The 17,754-nt window shown below is 68.5% G+C and carries 29 protein-coding genes; 24 read left to right on the forward strand and 5 right to left on the reverse strand.

What is annotated here, in order from left to right:
- The first annotated feature begins 137 nt into the window (after nt 1-137).
- Nucleotides 138-536 (forward strand): DUF488 domain-containing protein, encoded by a 399-nt coding sequence (locus Q0599_RS06405; protein WP_298827290.1) that lies wholly within the window; start codon nt 138-140, stop codon nt 534-536.
- 98 nt (nt 537-634) lie between these two features.
- Here Q0599_RS06405 and Q0599_RS06410 read toward each other — a convergent pair whose 3' ends face one another.
- The gene (locus Q0599_RS06410) at nt 635-799 is read right to left on the reverse strand and encodes a hypothetical protein (protein ID WP_298827292.1); all 165 of its coding nucleotides are present in this window, start codon (nt 797-799) and stop codon (nt 635-637) included.
- Nucleotides 800-1,144: 345 nt separating this feature from the next.
- Between Q0599_RS06410 and Q0599_RS06415 the strand changes: the two genes are divergently transcribed.
- The 7 genes from Q0599_RS06415 to Q0599_RS06445 all read left to right on the forward strand — a co-directional run bounded on the left by Q0599_RS06415 (nt 1,145) and on the right by Q0599_RS06445 (nt 7,637).
- Nucleotides 1,145-1,681, forward strand: a complete 537-nt coding sequence (locus Q0599_RS06415; protein ID WP_298827295.1) for a flavin reductase family protein — start codon at nt 1,145-1,147, stop codon at nt 1,679-1,681.
- A gap of 51 nt (nt 1,682-1,732) precedes the next feature.
- Nucleotides 1,733-2,443, forward strand: coding sequence for a hypothetical protein (locus tag Q0599_RS06420; RefSeq protein WP_298827297.1), 711 nt, complete (start codon nt 1,733-1,735; stop codon nt 2,441-2,443).
- A gap of 189 nt (nt 2,444-2,632) precedes the next feature.
- Nucleotides 2,633-3,142 carry an OsmC family protein gene (locus Q0599_RS06425; RefSeq protein WP_298827300.1) on the forward strand — a complete coding sequence of 170 codons (510 nt, stop codon included), beginning with the start codon at nt 2,633-2,635 and terminating at the stop codon, nt 3,140-3,142.
- 106 nt (nt 3,143-3,248) lie between these two features.
- Nucleotides 3,249-4,058 (forward strand): class I SAM-dependent methyltransferase, encoded by an 810-nt coding sequence (locus Q0599_RS06430; protein ID WP_298827303.1) that lies wholly within the window; start codon nt 3,249-3,251, stop codon nt 4,056-4,058.
- 75 nt (nt 4,059-4,133) lie between these two features.
- Nucleotides 4,134-4,721: a DUF4124 domain-containing protein gene (locus tag Q0599_RS06435; protein WP_298827305.1), complete on the forward strand. Its 588-nt coding sequence runs from the start codon at nt 4,134-4,136 to the stop codon at nt 4,719-4,721.
- 244 nt (nt 4,722-4,965) lie between these two features.
- Nucleotides 4,966-5,097, forward strand: coding sequence for a DUF2933 domain-containing protein (locus Q0599_RS06440; RefSeq protein WP_298827421.1), 132 nt, complete (start codon nt 4,966-4,968; stop codon nt 5,095-5,097).
- A 302-nt stretch (nt 5,098-5,399) separates the two neighbouring features.
- Entirely contained in the window at nt 5,400-7,637 is a 2,238-nt protein-coding gene (locus Q0599_RS06445) for a copper-translocating P-type ATPase (protein WP_298827426.1), read from the forward strand.
- Nucleotides 7,638-7,704: 67 nt separating this feature from the next.
- Here Q0599_RS06445 and Q0599_RS06450 read toward each other — a convergent pair whose 3' ends face one another.
- On the reverse strand, nt 7,705-8,328 hold the full coding sequence (locus Q0599_RS06450) for a carboxymuconolactone decarboxylase family protein (protein ID WP_298827308.1): 624 nt from the start codon (nt 8,326-8,328) through the stop codon (nt 7,705-7,707).
- 114 nt (nt 8,329-8,442) lie between these two features.
- Between Q0599_RS06450 and Q0599_RS06455 the strand changes: the two genes are divergently transcribed.
- The 4 genes from Q0599_RS06455 to Q0599_RS06470 all read left to right on the forward strand — a co-directional run bounded on the left by Q0599_RS06455 (nt 8,443) and on the right by Q0599_RS06470 (nt 10,508).
- Entirely contained in the window at nt 8,443-8,739 is a 297-nt protein-coding gene (locus Q0599_RS06455) for a transcriptional regulator (RefSeq protein WP_298827311.1), read from the forward strand.
- Nucleotides 8,736-8,987, forward strand: a complete 252-nt coding sequence (locus tag Q0599_RS06460; RefSeq protein WP_298827313.1) for a hypothetical protein — start codon at nt 8,736-8,738, stop codon at nt 8,985-8,987. The genes Q0599_RS06455 and Q0599_RS06460 overlap by 4 nt, the downstream gene beginning before the upstream one ends.
- 195 nt (nt 8,988-9,182) lie before the next feature.
- Nucleotides 9,183-9,536, forward strand: coding sequence for a DUF3175 domain-containing protein (locus tag Q0599_RS06465; RefSeq protein ID WP_298827315.1), 354 nt, complete (start codon nt 9,183-9,185; stop codon nt 9,534-9,536).
- Between the two features lie 567 nt (nt 9,537-10,103).
- A complete protein-coding gene (locus tag Q0599_RS06470) occupies nt 10,104-10,508 on the forward strand; it encodes a hypothetical protein (protein WP_298827317.1) in 405 nt (134 codons plus the stop codon).
- 157 nt (nt 10,509-10,665) lie between these two features.
- Here Q0599_RS06470 and Q0599_RS06475 read toward each other — a convergent pair whose 3' ends face one another.
- The gene (locus Q0599_RS06475; RefSeq protein ID WP_298827319.1) at nt 10,666-10,821 is read right to left on the reverse strand and encodes a hypothetical protein; all 156 of its coding nucleotides are present in this window, start codon (nt 10,819-10,821) and stop codon (nt 10,666-10,668) included.
- Between the two features lie 285 nt (nt 10,822-11,106).
- Between Q0599_RS06475 and Q0599_RS06480 the strand changes: the two genes are divergently transcribed.
- From Q0599_RS06480 to Q0599_RS06500, 5 genes are all read left to right on the forward strand, one after another.
- On the forward strand, nt 11,107-11,559 hold the full coding sequence (locus Q0599_RS06480; RefSeq protein ID WP_298827321.1) for a hypothetical protein: 453 nt from the start codon (nt 11,107-11,109) through the stop codon (nt 11,557-11,559).
- A gap of 107 nt (nt 11,560-11,666) precedes the next feature.
- Nucleotides 11,667-11,981 (forward strand): hypothetical protein, encoded by a 315-nt coding sequence (locus Q0599_RS06485; RefSeq protein WP_298827324.1) that lies wholly within the window; start codon nt 11,667-11,669, stop codon nt 11,979-11,981.
- 201 nt (nt 11,982-12,182) lie between these two features.
- Complete coding sequence (locus tag Q0599_RS06490) at nt 12,183-12,752, forward strand: hypothetical protein (protein WP_298827328.1); 570 nt, start codon at nt 12,183-12,185, stop codon at nt 12,750-12,752.
- Entirely contained in the window at nt 12,749-13,006 is a 258-nt protein-coding gene (locus Q0599_RS06495; protein WP_298827331.1) for a hypothetical protein, read from the forward strand. Before Q0599_RS06490 ends, Q0599_RS06495 begins: the two co-directional genes overlap by 4 nt.
- Nucleotides 13,007-13,148: 142 nt before the next feature.
- A complete protein-coding gene (locus Q0599_RS06500; RefSeq protein ID WP_298827334.1) occupies nt 13,149-13,670 on the forward strand; it encodes a GNAT family N-acetyltransferase in 522 nt (173 codons plus the stop codon).
- Here Q0599_RS06500 and Q0599_RS06505 read toward each other — a convergent pair.
- Nucleotides 13,642-13,848, reverse strand: a complete 207-nt coding sequence (locus Q0599_RS06505; protein ID WP_298827336.1) for a hypothetical protein — start codon at nt 13,846-13,848, stop codon at nt 13,642-13,644. The two genes, Q0599_RS06500 and Q0599_RS06505, sit on opposite strands and share 29 nt — an antisense overlap.
- On the opposite strand from Q0599_RS06505, the gene Q0599_RS06510 reads away from it, so the two are divergent.
- The 7 genes from Q0599_RS06510 to Q0599_RS06540 all read left to right on the forward strand — a co-directional run bounded on the left by Q0599_RS06510 (nt 13,847) and on the right by Q0599_RS06540 (nt 17,099).
- Nucleotides 13,847-14,029 carry a hypothetical protein gene (locus tag Q0599_RS06510; protein ID WP_298827339.1) on the forward strand — a complete coding sequence of 61 codons (183 nt, stop codon included), beginning with the start codon at nt 13,847-13,849 and terminating at the stop codon, nt 14,027-14,029. The two genes, Q0599_RS06505 and Q0599_RS06510, sit on opposite strands and share 2 nt — an antisense overlap.
- Nucleotides 14,030-14,117: 88 nt before the next feature.
- On the forward strand, nt 14,118-14,540 hold the full coding sequence (locus Q0599_RS06515; protein ID WP_298827341.1) for a DUF2784 domain-containing protein: 423 nt from the start codon (nt 14,118-14,120) through the stop codon (nt 14,538-14,540).
- 4 nt (nt 14,541-14,544) lie between these two features.
- Complete coding sequence (locus Q0599_RS06520; protein ID WP_298827343.1) at nt 14,545-15,375, forward strand: GNAT family protein; 831 nt, start codon at nt 14,545-14,547, stop codon at nt 15,373-15,375.
- The gene (locus Q0599_RS06525; protein ID WP_298827345.1) at nt 15,372-15,812 is read left to right on the forward strand and encodes a hypothetical protein; all 441 of its coding nucleotides are present in this window, start codon (nt 15,372-15,374) and stop codon (nt 15,810-15,812) included. The genes Q0599_RS06520 and Q0599_RS06525 overlap by 4 nt, the downstream gene beginning before the upstream one ends.
- Before the next feature lie 53 nt (nt 15,813-15,865).
- Nucleotides 15,866-16,225 carry a hypothetical protein gene (locus Q0599_RS06530; protein ID WP_298827347.1) on the forward strand — a complete coding sequence of 120 codons (360 nt, stop codon included), beginning with the start codon at nt 15,866-15,868 and terminating at the stop codon, nt 16,223-16,225.
- A 15-nt stretch (nt 16,226-16,240) separates the two neighbouring features.
- Nucleotides 16,241-16,546 carry a DUF1330 domain-containing protein gene (locus Q0599_RS06535; protein ID WP_298827350.1) on the forward strand — a complete coding sequence of 102 codons (306 nt, stop codon included), beginning with the start codon at nt 16,241-16,243 and terminating at the stop codon, nt 16,544-16,546.
- Nucleotides 16,547-16,667: 121 nt separating this feature from the next.
- Nucleotides 16,668-17,099: an SRPBCC family protein gene (locus Q0599_RS06540; RefSeq protein ID WP_298827351.1), complete on the forward strand. Its 432-nt coding sequence runs from the start codon at nt 16,668-16,670 to the stop codon at nt 17,097-17,099.
- 17 nt (nt 17,100-17,116) lie between these two features.
- Here the strand turns inward: Q0599_RS06540 and Q0599_RS06545 are convergent, their stop codons facing one another.
- On the reverse strand, nt 17,117-17,713 hold the full coding sequence (locus Q0599_RS06545; protein ID WP_298827353.1) for an ATP-dependent Clp protease proteolytic subunit: 597 nt from the start codon (nt 17,711-17,713) through the stop codon (nt 17,117-17,119).
- Between the last annotated feature and the right edge of the window lie 41 nt (nt 17,714-17,754).

Raw genomic sequence — 17,754 nt, forward strand, 5'->3', positions numbered from 1 at the left:
CGCCCCCTTCGCGAACGTCCTCGCAACGGCACGGCACTTGGCCCGCGACGCGCTCGCTGTCATCATCCGGCCCGCGGGGCAGGCGCCTTCGCGACGGCGGCGCCCAGTTCGAACCTTCAGCGCCCAAGGAGTCTTCCATGGTGGTTCGCGTCATTCGGCTCGGCACGCCGCGCGCAGCGAACGAGGGGCTGCGCATCGGCACCGTCCGCCGACCGCCTCGTGGCGTGCCCAAGGCTGACTTCGCGCGCCAGAACTGGTACGACGTCTGGTTCCCCAACCTGGCGCCCAGCGTCGAGACCATGAAGCTGGGACAGCAGGCCTCTACCCCTGCCGAGTGGGCCACCTTCGTCAGGAAGTACCGCGCAGAAATGGCCACCCCGGAGAACACGCACGCTCTCGCCCTGCTCGCCGCGCTGTCGCACCAGACCGACTTCTCCGTCGGCTGCTACTGCGAAGACGAGTCGCACTGCCATCGCTCGGTGCTTCGAGAGTTGCTGGCCGCCGGCGGCGCGAATCTGGCACCGCCTGGCAAGTGAACCGCACTGACGCCCGACCTGTGGGAGCCGACTCGCACTGGTGTGGCACCTGGCCCGCGCGACTCAGCTCGAACGGTCCGCGCCGGACTGCGCGAGGTTCACGTCATGTGCCCGTCACTCTGCACCGTGCGAGCGACCAGTTCCCCCGGGTGTCCACCCAGCGAGAACGGGATCGCGGTGAATGCGACGAACACGACCGGCATCAGCGCCGCCAGCGCCACGCGAGCCCAGTCGAGCCAGAAGAATTTCAAGTCTGCGTCCATTGCGCTGTCCTTTGGAGTCCGTGCAGATGCAGTGTCCCGCGGCCGCATTACCAAACTCTTAGCAGGGCGCGCACTGCCTCGCGGCGCCAGCCTGTCCCGGAGTGGCGCGCCGCCGACACCCGGAGTCGCCGCGTTGCACATGGCATCCGGCCGATCCGCCACGCTAGGCATCGCGACCAAGGCAGTCGGGAAGGCTACGCGCCGGCGCTGACGGGTTCGGCTTCGACATAGACTGTCGACCAGCCGCGCTGGCGGCGGTCGCAGGAGTACACCTTGGGCATGTTTGGCTTCCGGCGCTTTGGAGGCGTCTTCGCCCTCGCCGTCGACTTCGCAGTCCTTCTGTGAATGGCGAAGAGGCGCTTTCCTCTGTCCAGGGTCTACAGCCTGCTCGAGCCGGGCCCGGTCCTGCTGATGACCACCGCCCATCGCAGCGCCTGCGACGTGATGCCCATGACGTGGCACGCCATGCTGGAGTTCGAGCCTCCGCGGGCGGCCTGTGTCGTCAGTGCCCGCAATCACTCGCAGAAGCTGCTTCGGGCATCCAGGGAGTGCGTTCTGAACATCCCCACGGTGGAACTCGCGTTGCAGGTCGTCGGCTGTGGCAACTGCAGCGGCGCCGAGATCGACACGTTCAGCAGGTTTGGGCTGTCTCGCAGTCCGGCGAAACAAGTGGCCGCCCCGTTGCTCGATGACTGCTTCGCCAGCCTCGAGTGCAGTGTCGCCGACACGAGGTTCGTGCGGCGGTACGAACAGTTCGTCCTCGAGGTCGTGGCTGCGTGGGTCGACCCAAGCATCAGAGATCGTCGCACGCTTCACCACCGCGGGTACGGCAAGTTCATGGTCGCCGGCGAAAGCATTCAGCTGGCTTCCGGGATGCGTTGAGCGAGGCCGTCCATCCACCACGACGTTCCCGCGCAGATCGATCGCAGGCCCTTGCAGATGCGTACCTTGCCATCCACCCTCGCAGCTGGCTCCTCGGTCCTCCTGCTGCTGTCGCTCGTCGCGTTCTGGCCGACCTATCTCTCCAGGCCATTCGCGTCCCTCGGGGCCTATGCGCACTTTCACGCGGTCGCTGGAGCGATCTGGCTGGTTCTGCTGCTCGTCCAGGCCCTGTTCATCAAGGCGCACCAGTTCCAGCTTCATCGTCTGGCCGGTCGCCTGGCCTACCTCCTGGCGCCGTTGTTCGCTCTGTCCAGCGTGGTCCTTGCCCACTACCGCTTCTCGCGGATGGACACGGCGACGTTCGAGCGAGAGGCCTACACGCTTTTTCTCCCGCTCTCGGCCGCGCTCCTCTTTGCCGCCGCCTACTCGCTGGCGCTGCTGCATCGCAGGAGCCCCCGGCTGCACGCCCGCTTCATGGCGTGCACGGCGCTCCTGCTCGTGGACCCCGTGGTGGGGCGGTTCCTGGCCTTCTACGTCGTCGAGCTCCCCGAGTTCTGGCACTACCAGCTCATCACATTCGGCCTGGAATGCGCGATGCTGGCCGCGTTGTACCGGTCGCTTCCGACCCTCTCGACCGAACGCCGGGTGTTCGCGCGCTTCGCTGCGACCTACGCGGCGGTGCTCGTGCTCTGGTTCTTTGCGCCCCGGACGAGTGCCTGGGTCTCGTGGGCACGATGGTTTCGCGAACTGCCCATCACCTAGGCGTGCCGTGCGCGTGCGGCGCAGCGGCCCGCGAGGCTCAGGACTTCGCTCGACGGGACTCGCGCCGGCAGGGCACTTGGCTCGACGGCCAGCGTGGTTCATCATTCGACCAGCGGGCCGAACCTCCTGCCGCCGCCCTCGGCTCGGACAAGACGACAGGCGTCATACAGTGCTCAGGAGTGCGTCGCCATGATGAGTCCGGACGAATTGCGCCGTCTTCAAGCTCCCCTCAAGGAACGCTACCGCGGAACGCCCGAAGCTGCCGTCATCACGCTTCGCGCCCAGGGCACCGTCGGAGAGGGCGTGACCTGCAGCGTCGAGGCCGGCAAGGCATTCGTCGAAGCCGGCCTGCACCCTGCCACCGGCGGCTCCGGACTGAGCGCCTGTTCCGGAGACATGTTGCTCCAGGCATTGGTCGCCTGCGCAGGCGTGACCCTCAATGCAGTGGCCACCGCCCTGGAGATCAAGCTGTCGTCGGCCACCGTGCACGCGGAGGGTGATCTCGACGTCCGTGGCACGCTCGGCGTGTCCAAGGAGGCGCCGGTCGGCTTCCGGAGCATCCGGCTGCGGTTCGATTTGGAGACCCAGTGCACGGAGGAACAAGTGGCGACGCTGTTGCGCCTGACCGAGCGCTACTGCGTCGTCTTTCAGACCCTGGCTCAGCCGCCTGCCATCGCGGTGTCACACAAGCGGCTCTGACCGATCGGCACCGGAAGGACGCCTGACCCTTCGCAGGAGACAGGCCGCCATCGGTGCAGCCCTGGCCTCGCGGCCCAACCGTCAGGCAGCGCGGAGGTAACAACCCATGAACGCCACGCAAGTTTCAGACACCTGGGAACGCGGCAGCCCGTACGAGCAGTACATCGGCCGCTGGAGTCGAAGGATCGCCCCGCTCTTCCTGGCGTGGCTGGATCGGCCCGCCGGCCAGCGGTGGCTGGATGTCGGATGCGGCACCGGTGCGTTGTCCGCTGCCATCCTTGACCATTGCGCCCCCGCCAGCGTGGTGGGCGTCGAACCCTCGGAGGGATTCGTCAAGCTGGCGGTCCAGAACCTCGGTGGCAAGGCACGCTTCCTGACTGGAAACGCGGCGGCGCTCCCGCTGGAGGGCGGATCCTGCGACGTCGTCGTCTCGGGACTCGTGCTGAACTTCGTGCCGGCTTTGACGGACGCCCTGTCGGAGATGAAGCGGGTCACGGGCCACGGCGGAACCATCGCCGCCTATGTCTGGGACTACGCCGATGGCATGGAGGTCATCCGCAGATTCTGGGACGTCGCGGCCGACCTTGATCCGGCGGCCGCTCAGCTCCACGAAGGGGCTCGCTTCCCCATGTGCAATCCGGCGGCGCTGAAGGCGGCTTTCGTCGACGCCGGATTGGCAGGCGTGGAAACGACCGGGCTCGACACCACGGCGGAGTTTGCCGACTTCGACGATTACTGGCGTCCCTTTCTGGGCGGACAGGGGCCCGCGCCAGCCTATGCGATGTCGCTTCCCGAAGGACAACGTGCCATGCTGAGGGACACACTGAAGGCCGCATTGCCGACGGCATCGGCCGGAACCATCTCGCTGCGCGCGAGGGCCTGGGCCGTTCGCGGCGCGATGCGCGGCGATGTCTGACCCTTCCCCCGTACGGATCTGGGGACCGGGGAGGGCACCGTGAGTCAGGACCGCAGCCTCCCGGGTCGCGCGTCCATGCCCCCTGCCTGCATCCTCTTCTTGTCGGCGCAGGAATCGATCGATCTCGCTGCCCCTGAACTCAAACCTTGGCCGCCCCGACACATGCCGCGTCGTTCCGCCCCGATCCGAACCCTGGTCGCCTGCGCCTTGCTGGCAGCGCCCGTTGCCGCAGGCGCGACCGTCATCTATCGCTGGGTCGACGAGAACGGACGCACGCATGTGTCCGATGTCGTGCCCGAGAAGCACAAGAGGTCGGCCACGCGAGTCGACTCGGGCGCGTACCAGGTGTCACCGCAGCGGAGGCAGGAAGCGGAAGAACGCGCAGCCAAGGAGAACGCGCTTGCCGACGAGGCTGCAAGGCGGCGCGCCGTCGCCCCGCCTCCGGTTCCGGGCTCTGCCGCCCCCCTTCCTGTGGCCACCAAGCGTCCTGCCCAGGCAGTCACGGAGTCCGCGGACTGCCCGACCTGGTGGCGGCTCTTTCGCGAAAGCCAGGAGTGCTTCGGCGCCTTTCGAACCGTGGGCGGCGGCATCCAGGCCGAAGCGTTCGACAAGTGCAACCCGATTCGCAGTCCGGAACCGAAGTGCGGACCGTTCAGGCCGTAGAGGCGCTGGCCCTTCTTCCGTTCGCACGGCCATGTGCCGGCGCCTCGACTCCAGCGCGTGACCGAGCCCGACGGCCGCAGAGTCCATTCGATCGGCGAACCGAGCCACGACGGACCGCCACCCCAGTTCGAAGCCGACCCTCGCCGCCGCGTCATGGACCCTGCGCCGTCCTCAGTCCCATCGCGCTGGCGACCTCCGATGTGCATCTTCAGGCGGGTCGCCGGCACTTGTCGGCAACGACTGCCTGCTCACCGAGCATCTGACGCACGTGACGCAGGCCATTCGCTGGCTGTTCGTTCTGGCCTGCCTGCTGACGCATCTGTTCCACGGACACCACGGCCGCGAGCAGCCGAAGGAGCAGTCGCCGCGGCCATGACAAGAGCGCACGGCCTGGTGGCCACATGCGGGCGGACAGTGGGCTACGAGGCGCGGAGCCGTCGTGCTCGGTGTCGGCCTGACCCTGCGGCGGGAACGGGCATTGTTCTGGCTATGCTGAGCTGGCTTGGCCGCGCTCGGCCCGTGGATGGTAGTCTTCCCCGCCGCTTGATTGCGCGCCCTTGACCTTCCAGTGATGGGAAGGTCGAGACTGTCCTACAGCAACAGGAGAGCGCCATGCCGAACAGCAGCACGACCCACGACCACGCGCATCACCAGCATGGAGCCGCTGGCACTCATGTGATGCCCGACGGCACGGTGATGAAGGGGCCGGCGCACGACCATTCGGTCCCTGCGCACCACGACCACAGTCACCACGCGCACGCCTCGGGGGCAGCCAAACCTGCCGCCACCGGTGACCAGAGCCAGGTCGAGTACACCTGCCCGATGCACCCGCAGGTGCGGCAGATGGGGCCAGGCCAGTGCCCCATCTGCGGCATGGCGCTGGAACCGGTGCTGGCGACGGCCGAGCAGGGCGAGAGTCCCGAACTGCGGGACATGACGAGACGGTTCTGGATCGGCTCCACACTGACCTTGCCGCTGTTCGCGCTCGAGATGGGCGGGCATCTCTTCGACATCCACCACCTCATCGCGCAGCAGACTTCCAACTGGGCGCAGCTGCTGCTGGGCACGCCGGTCGTTCTGTGGGCGGGCTGGCCGTTCTTCACCCGCGCGGTCGCGTCGGTGAAGAACCGCAGCCTGAACATGTTCTCGCTGATTGCGCTGGGCACCGGCGCAGCCTGGCTCTACAGCATCGTCGCGACGCTGGTGCCGGGCCTGTTCCCGCCCGCCCTGCGTGGCGAAGACGGCGCGGTGGCGGTCTACTTCGAGGCCGCCGCGGTCATCACGGTGTTGGTGCTGCTCGGGCAGGTGCTCGAGCTGAGGGCGAGGGAGAAGACCTCGGGAGCCATCAAGGCGCTGCTGGGGCTGGCGCCGAAGACAGCGGTCAGGGTCCACGCCGACGGGACGGACGAGGTCGTGCAGGTCGACGGCATCCAGGTCGGTGACTTGCTGCGCGTGCGTCCTGGCGAGAAGGTGCCGGTCGATGGCGAACTGACCGAGGGCAAGGGCAATGTCGACGAGTCGATGGTGACGGGCGAACCGATTCCCGTGGCCAAGTCTGTCGGCTCGAAACTCACGGCCGGCACGCTGAACCAGACGGGCGGGTTCGTGATGCGCGCCGAGAAAGTCGGCGCCGACACCCTGCTCTCCCAGATCGTCCACATGGTCGCCGCCGCGCAGCGCAGCCGCGCCCCGATTCAGCGCATGGCCGACCAGGTCGCGGGCTGGTTCGTGCCGGTGGTCATCCTCGTCGCCATCCTGACGTTCCTCGCCTGGCTGGTGTGGGGGCCGACGCCCGCGTTCAGCTACGCGCTCATCACCGCGGTCGCGGTGCTCATCATCGCCTGCCCCTGTGCGCTGGGCCTGGCCACGCCGATGTCCATCATGGTCGGCGTCGGCAAGGGTGCGCAGCATGGTGTGCTCATCCGCGACGCCGAGGCGCTGGAGAAGATGGAGAAGGTCGACACGCTGGTGGTCGACAAGACGGGCACGCTGACCGAGGGGCGTCCGAAGGTCGTCCACATCGAACCTGCCCCCGGATTTTCCGCAGACGACGTGCTGCACAAGCTCGCGAGCGTCGAGCGGGCCAGCGAACACCCGTTGGCCATGGCCATCGTCATGGACGCGCAGGAGCGCGGGCTTGCACTCGCACCGGTCACCGACTTCGACTCGCCGGTCGGCAAGGGCGTCGTCGGCAGCGTCGACGGCCGACTCGTCGTCTCGGGCAGCGCCAAGTTCCTCGCCGAGCATGCCATCGACACGGCCAGCCTCGCCGCGTTGGCGGAAGGGCAACGCACGAAAGCCGCCACGGTCATCTTCGTGGGCATCGGCGGCAAGCTGGCCGGCTTCGTGGCGATTGCCGACCCCATCAAGGCGACGACCCCTCAAGCTCTGCAGGCGCTCAGGGCCGTGGGCGTGCGCGTCGTCATGCTGACGGGGGACGGCAAGACCACCGCCGAGGCCGTCGGCCGCGAGCTTGGCATCGACGAGGTGGTTGCCGAGGTGTTCCCGGAGGACAAGGCCGCGGTGGTCAAGCGGCTCCAGTCCGAGGGCCGCGTCGTCGCCATGGCCGGTGATGGGGTCAACGACGCGCCGGCGCTCGCCCAGGCCACCATCGGCGTGGCCATGGGCACGGGGACCGACGTCGCCATGGAGAGCGCGGGCATCACCCTGCTCAAGGGCGACCTGTTGGGGATCGTCCGTGCGCGCACCCTGTCGCGCGCGACCATGCGCAACATCCGGCAGAACCTCTTCCTGAGCTTCGCCTACAACGTCGCCGGCATCCCGCTCGCCGCCGGCGTGCTCTATCCGTTCTTCGGGCTGCTGCTCTCGCCGGTGGTGGCCGCGGCCGCGATGGCACTGTCCTCGGTCAGCGTGATCGGCAATGCCTTGCGGCTGCGTGCCGCCAAGGTCGAGTAGCCGCGCGCTGCGAGGAGCCTTGCAGCCGCTCCGGCGGGAGGCCGCCGGGGCCGCGGGGCAGCCTGGCTCAGGATGGGCTCCGCATCCCGGGCGCAGCTTCGTCGTCGCCGGGCTGGCGAGAGGGTTCGCCCTCTCGCCTCGGGTTCGGTTCGGGGAAGCGTGCGCCGAACGGCTCCAACGGAAGCTTCAGGGCATTCGTGAGATAGCTGACCGTGCGGTAGAAGCCGGCGAGCAGCAGCAGTTCCAGCAATGCTTCTTCAGTGAACATTGCCCGGAGTTCATCCCACGACGCATCGGTCAGCGCGCTGGACGCGTGGAGTTCATCGCACAGCCGCAGCAGCAGTCGCTCCTCGTCGCTCCAGCACTCATCGCTGGCATTGCCATGGACCAGCGATCGAAGCTGCTGCGCCGTGAGTCCGACACGACGCCCGAAAAGCGAGACGTGAACCCCCCACTCGTATTCCGAGCGACAGAGTGCGGTTGTCCGGTCGATCACGATCTCGCGCTGACGCAGCGTCAGGTGCCCGCGGTCGAGCAGTCCGCCCGCGAAGAACTTCTTGAACAGCCTCTCGTCCCTGGCCAGCGTCGTGAAGAGAACGAGCGGAGGCAGGCCGTCCGGCATGGTTCTGCTGAGCCATGCCTGGATGTCCTCGCTGAATGGCGTGACCGCCGGGGCAATGCGTGCTGTCATGGTTCCTTGTCGCTATAGTTTCAATAGCATCGTAGAGGCAGCGCTATGAAAAGTAAAGCGCCTTCGCCCCAGGTAGGGCGTCCAGTGCGTGGTTCGCGAAGCGGTCGCCCCATCATGGTGGCGCTCGACCTGCTGGGTCGACGCAGCGCGCTTCGCGTTCTCTGGGAGCTGCGGGAAGGAGCGCCGATGACGTTCCGCGCGCTTCAGCAGGCGGCCGAGACGAATCCCAGCCTGCTGAACACCCGTCTCGGCGAACTGCGCGCCGTCGGCCTCATCGCGCATCTGGGCGAGGGTTACCTGCTCACTCCGGCCGGCCAGGAACTCCTGCTTGCGCTGGGGCCGCTTGCGGCCTGGGCCACCCAGTGGGACCCCGAAGGCCAGCAGCATCGCCCGTCGCCGCGGCCGCAGTGACGGCCCGCCTGCGAGCCATCGGCGTCGTGGCTCGGACCCTACCGGCTGGCCAACTCGCGTCGAACCCGTCTGCTGCAAGCGACTTCGCAGCGGGCATCGTTGCGGCAGGCGACTGCTCGGTGGGCGTGTTCGCCGCCGGGACGTTCGCGATCGGCGCGTTCTCCATTGAGGTGCCCTCCGTGGTGTTGCTCGGCCTTGCGGTCTTGGCGATGGCGAGATACAAGAAGACCGTCTCTGCCAAGGAGTGACGCCGATGCCCCATGCCGAGCAGTGGCGCGAGGTGGCGCCATCGGTCGCGCCGGACGTCTGCGTGTGCACTATGAGCGCAGACGGCGGCCGGTCCTGTCGTTCAAGCGGATACGCCGGGACAGTGGCGTTCCCGGCCCGGGCGTCCAGCCCCCGTCGACCCGCGTGATCCTCCGCCAGGCACGTCCGAGAACGACATGGCGCCGCCTCGGCGACACCCTCCCCGACCCAGGTCACAGGCGCTATGGTCCCGGCGCGTCACGCAGGAGAGCCATGCGCTGGATCTCGAACCAGGTGTCTTCACATGGGAAGATCCGCGCGCGATCGCGGCCTCCTTGAAGTCGTCGGCAGACGCCAGCTGCCGCAGGAAGGCGGCCCCGTTCCAGTCGGCCATGTCGATGCTGACCTTCTACATCAATCGAGCGGGGGCCCAACTCCCCGAGCAGCAGTTGGCCCGGCTCGAGGCGGCGAAGGATGAGCTGCGCGTCCTCTTCGGTCGACCTCGCAGGGCTTCCGCTCGCCCGGCACCCACGACGCCGCCGACCCGGTGAGGGCCCCGCCTTCCCTTCGCCCTCCCTGCGGTATACGGGATGGAAGCCCTTGTCGACAGACGTCCGAGACCACGCTCGAGCCGACTCGCCACGGCATGGTTCGAGCTTGAGCGCCACAGGCCGATTGGCTCATCATGCAGGCAAACGGCGCTGCTTGCCGGAACCGAGGGCGTCGCTGACCCACCCGTTCACCGCGAGGCGTCCGTGAATGACCCCATATCGCTTCACCATCGCGTCATGCCCTCTGGCCAGCCCGGCCCAAGCCCAGGATGCCGGGGTCCCCTTCGTCCGGCACGCCCTGGGACGTGTGACGAGATCGATCACGCTCCCCGACGGAAAGGACCTCATGCGCGAGTTCGAAGCCGGCGACGTGCCGTGGTCGGAAGAGCAGCCGCACATCGGCGAGAACGCGGGGCAGACACCCACGCACGTCGTGCCCATCGGAAGGAAGAAGTCGACAGCTCGTGCGCAGCCGAGTGACGTCGCTTCGCCCTTCATCCGGCCGGCAGTGCGGCGGCGGGCCGCAGGCCGACTCGCACGAACGTCGAGCCAGGCGCGGGGCACGGCATGAGCACCGACACGGTCATTCGCGTGCTCTCGCTCTGCGTTGTGCTTGCGGGCACCGAGACGCTGCACGGCATCGCCCGCACGGTGCTGCTGGTCCCGAGAGTGGGGAAGGCGCTGGCGCTCAAGCTGAGCATCGTCTCCGGCTCACTGCTGGCCTTCGCCGTCTGCTACCTGCTGGTGCCCGGCATCGGCCTCGCCACGATCGAGGAACACCTGCTCCTCGGCCTCTGCCTGGCATTGTTCATGGCCGCGTTCGACCTGGCGATGGGCAGGCTGCTCCTGCGGCGATCGTGGAGCAAGGCACTTCAGGATTTCAACCCTGCCACGGGCAATCTCCTGGTCGTTGGGCTCGGCCTGCTCGTCCTCTTTCCTGCCCTGGTGGCCTTGCTTCGCGCAGGCCACTGAACCGATGCGCCGAAGCGGATCACCCCAGGCCGGGCTCGCGCGGCGACGCACCGCGCGGGTCTTTGGCCGGCGAGGTGTGCACGGTCATCATCCATCGCCCGAACCGGGCGCCATCGCGCTCAGACGTCAGGCGAGCACGCCATCCCTTCGCAGGCAGTCACTTCGACTTCTTCTTCCCCGGGCTGTCGGCCGCAGGCTTCGGCGGCTTCTCGTCGGCGGGCCGGTCGTCGCCAATGACCCCCTTCAGCGGACACACGGTGAACGCGGGGCACTTCTTGCAGCCGACGACCACGGCAATCGGACAGAGGGTCATGACCTGCTCCACGTTGGTGACGGGTCGCACAAGTGTACGGCTCAGATGTCGCGAGCCGAGCTCTCTTTTGCCTCTGACCCGTCACGGCTGGCGGGCGGGTGGCCCGGCTTCGGCAGCGCGAGCGTCCGGCCTGGACCCACACGGGCATGGATCGTGGCCGGCGAGTCGCCTGGCGCGGCACAAAGGCGACGGCTGATCCGTCGCTCGAACGGGCGCGTACGGTCCAGCCATGCGCATCGGCCTCAGTCGCGCGGACCGCTCGGCGTGCCGAGGTAGAGTTCCCGCGTGTCCAGCCAGGCCATCCCCCGCATGAGAGCTCTCGCCGTCTGGCTTCTGGCCGTCTTCGCCCTGGTGCCATCCACGAGCGCGCAGCAGATGTACCGGTGCGGCAACACCTACAGCCAGACACCTTGCGCCACGGACGCCAGGCCGGCACGGCTGCATCAAGGCGCCGCACCAGACAAAGCGCCGGGCCTTTCAGGCTTCGATCTTTGTGCGGCCACGGCGACCGGCGCGGTCGGCACGCCGGAGCCGCAGAGCGCCCGGGTTCAGCCGCTGGGGCAGCGTGTCGCGGAAGTCGTCCAGTACGCCGGCCAGCCCTTGTCTGCCCATCGATATGACCTGACGGTGGACGCCAAGACGCCACACGGTGTCTTCTCGGGACCTGTGGCCTATTCGTGCTGGCTGAGCGAAGATCAGGCCCGCGTCCTCCAGTTCGGCCGGCGTCGCGGCCGCTAGCCTCGGATCCCGCGGCGAAAGTGCCCGCGTCCTTCGCGCCAGGCGACTCGCGCGGGCCCGGCATTCATCTTCCATCGCAGACACTGACATTGCGCCGCAGAACCACCATGAGACGACTCCACGCGCTCACGATTCTCCTGCCGCTGCTCGCGCAAGCCCAGGAGAAGCCCGAAGACGTCACGTCCGAGCAGATCGCGACGTATCAGACCGGCCTCGAGGTCGGCTGCAAGCGGACGGGGCGCGCCCGGATGGAAAGCGCGGAGAAGGCCGAACGCTACTGCGGCTGCGTCATGAAGGTGCTCAAGGAGAACGCCAGCCAGGCGCAGTGGCAGAGAGCCTACTTTCACTTCGCGCGCCAGCAGCCCCAGGAAGAGATGCTCACCTTCTCCGAACTGAGCCTCAAGTTCCAGGACTGCAAGTAGGCGGGTCTGGTGCATACCACGCAGGCAATGCCCGCCACACCGCCCTTGCGTCGCGGACGCCGCGCGGCCGCCACCGCAGGTGCAGGCGGCCTGCGGGCCCTCCCTTCGATCGGGCGGGCGCGCACCGCCACGACACTCGCGCCTCGGCTCAACCCCTAGGCCGCAGCACCGCGCGGCCAGCTGTTCTCGGACATCGGCTCCATGCTTCGCGCGCTCCTCTATGGCATCACGATCCTGCACCTCGGTCCGGCCGTGGCCTTCGCCTTGCTCGCCTTCGGGTGCGACGGCACGACGGCATACCTCGATGCCGTCTGCGGCAGGAGCGATCTCTCCTCGTTTGCGCTGCTCACCGCCGGGGCCTGGCTGATCCTGCTCCTGGCTCTGGCATCCTTCCAGCTCGTGCGCCTGGCCCGCCGTTCGGTTCCGCCGCGCATCAGCCTGCGCTTCTGGGCGTTGATCGCATTGCTTGCGCTCGGCGCGCTGCTGGGGGCGTCGGGCGTCTGGCTCACTGGCAGCCGGTACGGGTTCCTCGCCATCCCGGCCGCATTGGCCACGGGGTGGCTGTTCCTCGCCAATCCCCTGGCCTGTGTGCCGGAGCTTCACGGCAGCGGCAGCGCGCGCGCAGGTCGGGGCAACGCGGCCCCGTCTGTCGCTCGAACGGACTCCCGCCACGAGTGGCACGGGGAGTCGCCTCGACAAGAGGCTGCCACACTTCCGGCGGGAGGCCCCCTCCGCCACGACAAGGACATGTCGAGCCCATGCGAGCATTGATCATCGTCGTCCTGCCTCTGGCAGTCCAGGTCTACGCCTACATCGTCGTCTTCCTCGCGGCGCGCGGTGGCGGCTCGTTCATGGGGCTGCTCGCCATGCCCGTGGCCGCCGCATCGGTGATCGCGCTGCTCGCTCATGGCATCTCCTCCGTCCGCCGCAGTGGCACGGGCACTCTGCGCCCCACGCTGATCGGACTGGCGATTGCCATGCTCCCGCCAATCGGCCTGCTCATCTTCCGGGCCCTCGAATCCTAGACCGCGACACTCCCGGGCGCTTCACCCGTGCCGACAGGCGCGGGCACGGCACTTGGCCCGCGGGGAGCTCGATGTCATCATCCGCCTCGCAGTCCCGGCGCCGCCCCGGCGTTCGGCGCTCGGTGCAAGCATGGGGTTGCGCATGCAAACGCTCTTCATCGGCAGTCTCACGCTGGAACCGCAGATTGCCGCACATGCCGAGGAGATGTTCGTCGTCCTCAGCGATCCGGCCATCTACGAGTATGAGAACGAACCGCCTCAATCCGCGTCGGGTCTGCGCGAGCGCTTCGCCGAGCTGGAGTCGAGGCAGTCGCCCAACGGCCGGGAACAGTGGCTCAACTGGGTCATCCGGCTGCCCAGCAAAGAACTCATCGGCTATGTCCAGGCCACCGTCCACCCCGGCGGCAGGGCGGCCATCGCCTACGAGCTCAACAGCGCGTACTGGGGTCGAGGGCTGGCGCGTCAGGCCGTCCAGGCGATGATCGGTGAACTCATCCAGAACTACGGCGTCACCCTGCTGACGGCGGTGCTCAAGCAGCAGAATCAACGTTCGTTCAGGCTGCTTCATCGGGTCGGCTTCACGCTGGCCAGCCCCGCCGAACACGTGCAGGCCGACGTCGAGAGGGACGAGTTCTTCATGCTGCGCCGCGTCCGGCGCGCATGAACGCCAGGTGGTCGCGCTTCCAGCGCACCCCTATCATCACTTCATGCCGACCTGCCGCGGCCCGCGCGGCGCCCACCGAACCGGGACGCGCCGTGATGCCGCTCCATTGCTTGACCGGCTGACGGTCGCCGCAACCCAGACCTTGCCAGTCGTTCGAGATCGAGGTGACGCTCGCCATGTCCGACGCCGTCCACATGCCGATGCTCGAGGACGAGCAGGACATCCTCGATGCGGGACTGCCGAAGGACTTCGACACCGGAACGATCTTCACGCCGATCAAGCGGCTTCACCATGCGCGCGACGGCCTGCCGCTGTGCCTCTGCAACAGCGGCCGCCGCAGCCTGGCGGCCGCCTGCTGAGCCCGGACGGCGCGACCACCGCGGGCCGGCGGGGAAGCGCAGCCACTCGCCCACGAAGGAACGGCCTCCCGCCCGACAGCCGACTGCCATGAACGAAGCCTTGCCCTACGGGTTGCTCGCCGATGCGGTGCTGGTGCTGCACTTCGGCATCGTCCTGTTCGTCGTCGGGGGGCTGGTCTTCATCGTCGTCGGCAGTCTTCGCCACTGGCGCCTGGCGGGCAGGCTGTGGTTCCGCTGCACGCACCTTGCGGCCATCGCGGTGGTGGTTGCACAGGCCTGGCTGGGTGCGGTCTGCCCGCTGACCACGCTGGAGATGTGGCTGCGCGCGAAGGCGCGGGCCACGACGTACGGCGGCAGCTTCATCGAGCACTGGGTCCAGCGCCTGCTGTACTACGAAGCGCCGACCTGGGTGTTCACCCTCGTCTACACGGCCTTCGGTCTGGCCGTGCTGGCCGCATGGTGCTACTTCCCGCCGGCAGCGCGGCGAGACGAACCGTCCGAAGACGCCTGACCCCATGCGCGACGTCCTCGACCTGTCGCGCGCGAGCCGTTCGGACCGCCCTGCCCGGCATCGCGCGCCGGTGCGTTCCATGGATCGGGCGGCTGGCCGGGCTCCCGTCGGCGCGCGCCGGCCTTCGGCCATCGCGTACGGCCCCGACCGGACAGGCTCCGAGGGGTTCACTGGGCTTGTGCAGCGCGGGCAGATGCGTTGGAATGCCGCCTTCGCGCCATGCTGGCGCCCCCACCTGCACAGCCCGAGCGCTGTCGCCGACATGCAGCTTCCTGCCGATTCCACGGTCCGCACGCCACGTCTGACCCTGCGCCTCGTGCGCCGCGAGGACCTGCCGGACCTGTTCACGGTGAACGCCGACGAGGATGTCACCCGCTATCTGCCCTACGCCACCTGGCGGGCTGCCTCCGACGGCGACGCCTGGTTCGATCGCATGGCAGCGCATCAGGCCAGCGGCGACGCGGCACAGTTCGTCATCGTGCACGACGCGCTGCGGCGAGTCGTCGGCAGCTGCCTGCTGTTCCGCTTCGACGAGCCCAGCGCGCGCGCCGAGCTCGGCTACGTGCTCGGCCGCGCACACTGGGGAACCGGGCTGATGCACGAGGCCATGCGGGGCTTCGTCGGGTTCGCCTTCGGCACCTTGGGTCTGCGCCGGCTCGAGGCATCGGTCGACCCGCGCAACGTCGCCTCGGCGCGATTGCTTGAGCGCGTCGGCTTCGTGCGCGAAGGACTGCTGCGCCAGCGCTGGGCCACCAAGGGCGAGCTGTGCGACGCCGCGCTCTACGGACTGCTGCGCGACGACTGGCTCGGGCCTGCTCCGCCGGCCTCTGCATGAGTGCGCGCGGCACGGCGCGCCGGGAACCGTGGCTCGGTGCCCTTAGCCTCTGGCTGGTCGCGTCCTGTGCCCACGCGCCCCTGCCCGCGGGCGACGATCTGCACCGCAGGCTGCACGGACTGTGGTGCAACTCGAACGACGGCGGGCGCAGCTGCTGGGCCTGGGACGAGTTCAGCACCGACGGCAGCTTCGAGGCCTGCGGCCGCACCGACGACGACCCGCGCGCCTTCCGCGGTGCGGGCGTGGTCGGCGTGAGCGGCCGGCGCATGTGTTATGTCGTCACGTCCGCCAGCGACAACTTCTGGCTGCGGCCCGGCCAGCGCTATTGCACCGACATCGTCGCCGTCGACCAGCGCACGCACCGCTACCGCGACATCGACACCGGCGCGGAATTCACGCTGTATCGCCGCGCCGCGGACGAGAAGCGCTGCCCCTGAGGCCGGAGGCGCCACTTCGCGCACAATCGCCGGCGAGGCAACCGCTGCAGTCCATGCGAGTCTTCGAAGTCTTTGCCGGACCTGTCCGGATCGGCTGCTCCGCGCTGGAGCATGGCGATGCGCCCATGGGCGTGGCCGCCGGGCTCTTCCTGCCCGAGGAGGCCTACGCCGCCGTTCAGTCCGCAGTGCTCGCCTCGCAGCATGGCTCGCAACTCGACCTGGCGTTGCGCGTGGTGACGCCCGACGGCCGCGAACTCGCCCGCGACGGCAATGTGCAGATCGTCGACTATTCTCCCGAGCTGGGGGCGGACGCGATCGAGGTGCAGGTGATCGGCATCGCACCCGAGTTGTATGGCGAGTGGTTCCGCGCCCAGGTGGCGGCGTTCCAGGACACGCTGCGCCGTCCCCCCTGAGACGAGGAGATCGACATGCCCAAGGGCTACTGGATCGCGCGCGTCGACGTGACCGATGCCGAGCAGTACAAGGCCTACATCGCCGCCAACGCCGCGCCGCTGGCCAGCCACGGCGCGAAATTCCTCGTGCGCGCCGGCCGCTACGAGAACCCGGAGGGCGGCGCACGCAGCCGCAACGTCGTCATCGAGTTTCCGTCCTACCAGGCGGCGCTGGACTGCTGGCATTCGCCGGACTACCAAGCCGCCGTCAAGCTGCGCGCACCCGCGTCGGTGATCGACATGATCATCGTCGAGGGCTACGAGGGTCCGCAGCCGGGTTGACGCCTGGGCATCGCGCTGTTTGCTTTGGTTGCATTCGAGCCTCGGCGCGCCGGGGCTCGACGCGAGCGGCGGGAGTACCATGCCGCCCATGCGCGGCAACCCAGGCCCTGGCCATGAGCGCATGGCCGATCGCGAGCTAGTCACCTCGCGGGTGATCGCCGCGGCGCGTCCTCGCGTGTGGCGGGCCTTTGCCGACCCGACGCTGCTGGCGCGCTGGTGGGGGCCAACGGGCTTCTCCAACACCTTTCACACCTTCGAGCTGCGTCCGGGCGGCGCCTGGCGCTTCGTGATGCACGGTCCCGACGGCGTGGACCACCCGAACGAGAGCCTGTTCGTCGAGGTGTTGCCTGCCGAGCGGCTGGTGTTCGAGCATGTCTCGGCGCCGCGCTTCGAGATGACCATCACCCTCACCGACCACGGCGCACGAACCGCGCTGGGCTGGCGGCAGCGCTTCGACAGCGCCGAGACCTGCCGGCGCATCGCCCCCATCGCCGTACCGGGCAACGAGCAGAACCTCGACCGGCTCTCGGCGCTGCTGCATGCCACGGCCTGAGGGCCGCAGCGGCGGCGTCAGGCCAGGTCCTTCTGGTGCTCGATGACCCGCGAGGCGATGCCGTATTTCACCGCCTCGTCCGCACTCATCCAGAAGTCGCGCTCCATGTCCGATACCACCGTCTCGTAGGGCCGGCCGGTCTGTGTGGCGATGACGCGGGCAATGCGCTCGCGCGTGCGCAGGATTTCCTTGGCCTGGATGGCGATGTCGGTGGCCTGGCCGCCGGCGCCGCCGGCCGGCTGGTGGATCATGAAGCGGGTGTTGGGCAGGCAGACGCGGCGCTCCTTCGGCGGGGCGAGGAAGATGTGCGCCCCGGCGCTGGCCACCCAGCCACTGCCCACCGTGGTGACCGGCGCGCGCACGAATCGGATCATGTCGTGGATGGCGTCGCCCGACTCGACGTGACCGCCGGGCGAGGAGATCAGCATGGTGATCGGCGCGTCCGACTCTTCCGACAGCGCCAGCAGCCGCCGGCAGGTCGTCAGGGCCAGCTTGTCGTCGATCTCGCCGAACACCAGCACGTAGCGCGACTTGAAGGCGAGTTGTTCCTCGAGGCGGCCCGGCGAGTTGTCGGCCTTCTTGTCGTCGTCGGCGGCGGCGAGGCGGTGGGTCATGGTGTGCTCCTGCAAAGCGGTGGATGCCGCATTCTGGCCCA

This window comes from uncultured Piscinibacter sp., from assembly GCF_937952055.1.
Classification (GTDB): Bacteria; Pseudomonadota; Gammaproteobacteria; order Burkholderiales; family Burkholderiaceae_C; genus Piscinibacter.

What these genes read in the sequence shown, in the direction of transcription:
- Q0599_RS06405 (WP_298827290.1), top strand. Translation starts at nt 138, where the DNA reads ATGGTGGTTCGCGTCATTCGGCTCGGCACGCCGCGCGCAGCGAACGAG.
- Q0599_RS06410 (WP_298827292.1), bottom strand. Translation starts at nt 799, where the DNA reads ATGGACGCAGACTTGAAATTCTTCTGGCTCGACTGGGCTCGCGTGGCG.
- Q0599_RS06415 (WP_298827295.1), top strand. Translation starts at nt 1,145, where the DNA reads ATGGCGAAGAGGCGCTTTCCTCTGTCCAGGGTCTACAGCCTGCTCGAG.
- Q0599_RS06425 (WP_298827300.1), top strand. Translation starts at nt 2,633, where the DNA reads ATGATGAGTCCGGACGAATTGCGCCGTCTTCAAGCTCCCCTCAAGGAA.
- Q0599_RS06430 (WP_298827303.1), top strand. Translation starts at nt 3,249, where the DNA reads ATGAACGCCACGCAAGTTTCAGACACCTGGGAACGCGGCAGCCCGTAC.
- Q0599_RS06435 (WP_298827305.1), top strand. Translation starts at nt 4,134, where the DNA reads ATGCCCCCTGCCTGCATCCTCTTCTTGTCGGCGCAGGAATCGATCGAT.
- Q0599_RS06445 (WP_298827426.1), top strand. Translation starts at nt 5,400, where the DNA reads ATGCCCGACGGCACGGTGATGAAGGGGCCGGCGCACGACCATTCGGTC.
- Q0599_RS06450 (WP_298827308.1), bottom strand. Translation starts at nt 8,328, where the DNA reads ATGACAGCACGCATTGCCCCGGCGGTCACGCCATTCAGCGAGGACATC.
- Q0599_RS06455 (WP_298827311.1), top strand. Translation starts at nt 8,443, where the DNA reads ATGGTGGCGCTCGACCTGCTGGGTCGACGCAGCGCGCTTCGCGTTCTC.
- Q0599_RS06465 (WP_298827315.1), top strand. Translation starts at nt 9,183, where the DNA reads ATGGCGCCGCCTCGGCGACACCCTCCCCGACCCAGGTCACAGGCGCTA.
- Q0599_RS06470 (WP_298827317.1), top strand. Translation starts at nt 10,104, where the DNA reads ATGAGCACCGACACGGTCATTCGCGTGCTCTCGCTCTGCGTTGTGCTT.
- Q0599_RS06475 (WP_298827319.1), bottom strand. Translation starts at nt 10,821, where the DNA reads ATGACCCTCTGTCCGATTGCCGTGGTCGTCGGCTGCAAGAAGTGCCCC.
- Q0599_RS06485 (WP_298827324.1), top strand. Translation starts at nt 11,667, where the DNA reads ATGAGACGACTCCACGCGCTCACGATTCTCCTGCCGCTGCTCGCGCAA.
- Q0599_RS06490 (WP_298827328.1), top strand. Translation starts at nt 12,183, where the DNA reads ATGCTTCGCGCGCTCCTCTATGGCATCACGATCCTGCACCTCGGTCCG.
- Q0599_RS06500 (WP_298827334.1), top strand. Translation starts at nt 13,149, where the DNA reads ATGCAAACGCTCTTCATCGGCAGTCTCACGCTGGAACCGCAGATTGCC.
- Q0599_RS06510 (WP_298827339.1), top strand. Translation starts at nt 13,847, where the DNA reads ATGTCCGACGCCGTCCACATGCCGATGCTCGAGGACGAGCAGGACATC.
- Q0599_RS06505 (WP_298827336.1), bottom strand. Translation starts at nt 13,848, where the DNA reads ATGGCGAGCGTCACCTCGATCTCGAACGACTGGCAAGGTCTGGGTTGC.
- Q0599_RS06515 (WP_298827341.1), top strand. Translation starts at nt 14,118, where the DNA reads ATGAACGAAGCCTTGCCCTACGGGTTGCTCGCCGATGCGGTGCTGGTG.
- Q0599_RS06520 (WP_298827343.1), top strand. Translation starts at nt 14,545, where the DNA reads ATGCGCGACGTCCTCGACCTGTCGCGCGCGAGCCGTTCGGACCGCCCT.
- Q0599_RS06525 (WP_298827345.1), top strand. Translation starts at nt 15,372, where the DNA reads ATGAGTGCGCGCGGCACGGCGCGCCGGGAACCGTGGCTCGGTGCCCTT.
- Q0599_RS06530 (WP_298827347.1), top strand. Translation starts at nt 15,866, where the DNA reads ATGCGAGTCTTCGAAGTCTTTGCCGGACCTGTCCGGATCGGCTGCTCC.
- Q0599_RS06535 (WP_298827350.1), top strand. Translation starts at nt 16,241, where the DNA reads ATGCCCAAGGGCTACTGGATCGCGCGCGTCGACGTGACCGATGCCGAG.
- Q0599_RS06540 (WP_298827351.1), top strand. Translation starts at nt 16,668, where the DNA reads ATGGCCGATCGCGAGCTAGTCACCTCGCGGGTGATCGCCGCGGCGCGT.
- Q0599_RS06545 (WP_298827353.1), bottom strand. Translation starts at nt 17,713, where the DNA reads ATGACCCACCGCCTCGCCGCCGCCGACGACGACAAGAAGGCCGACAAC.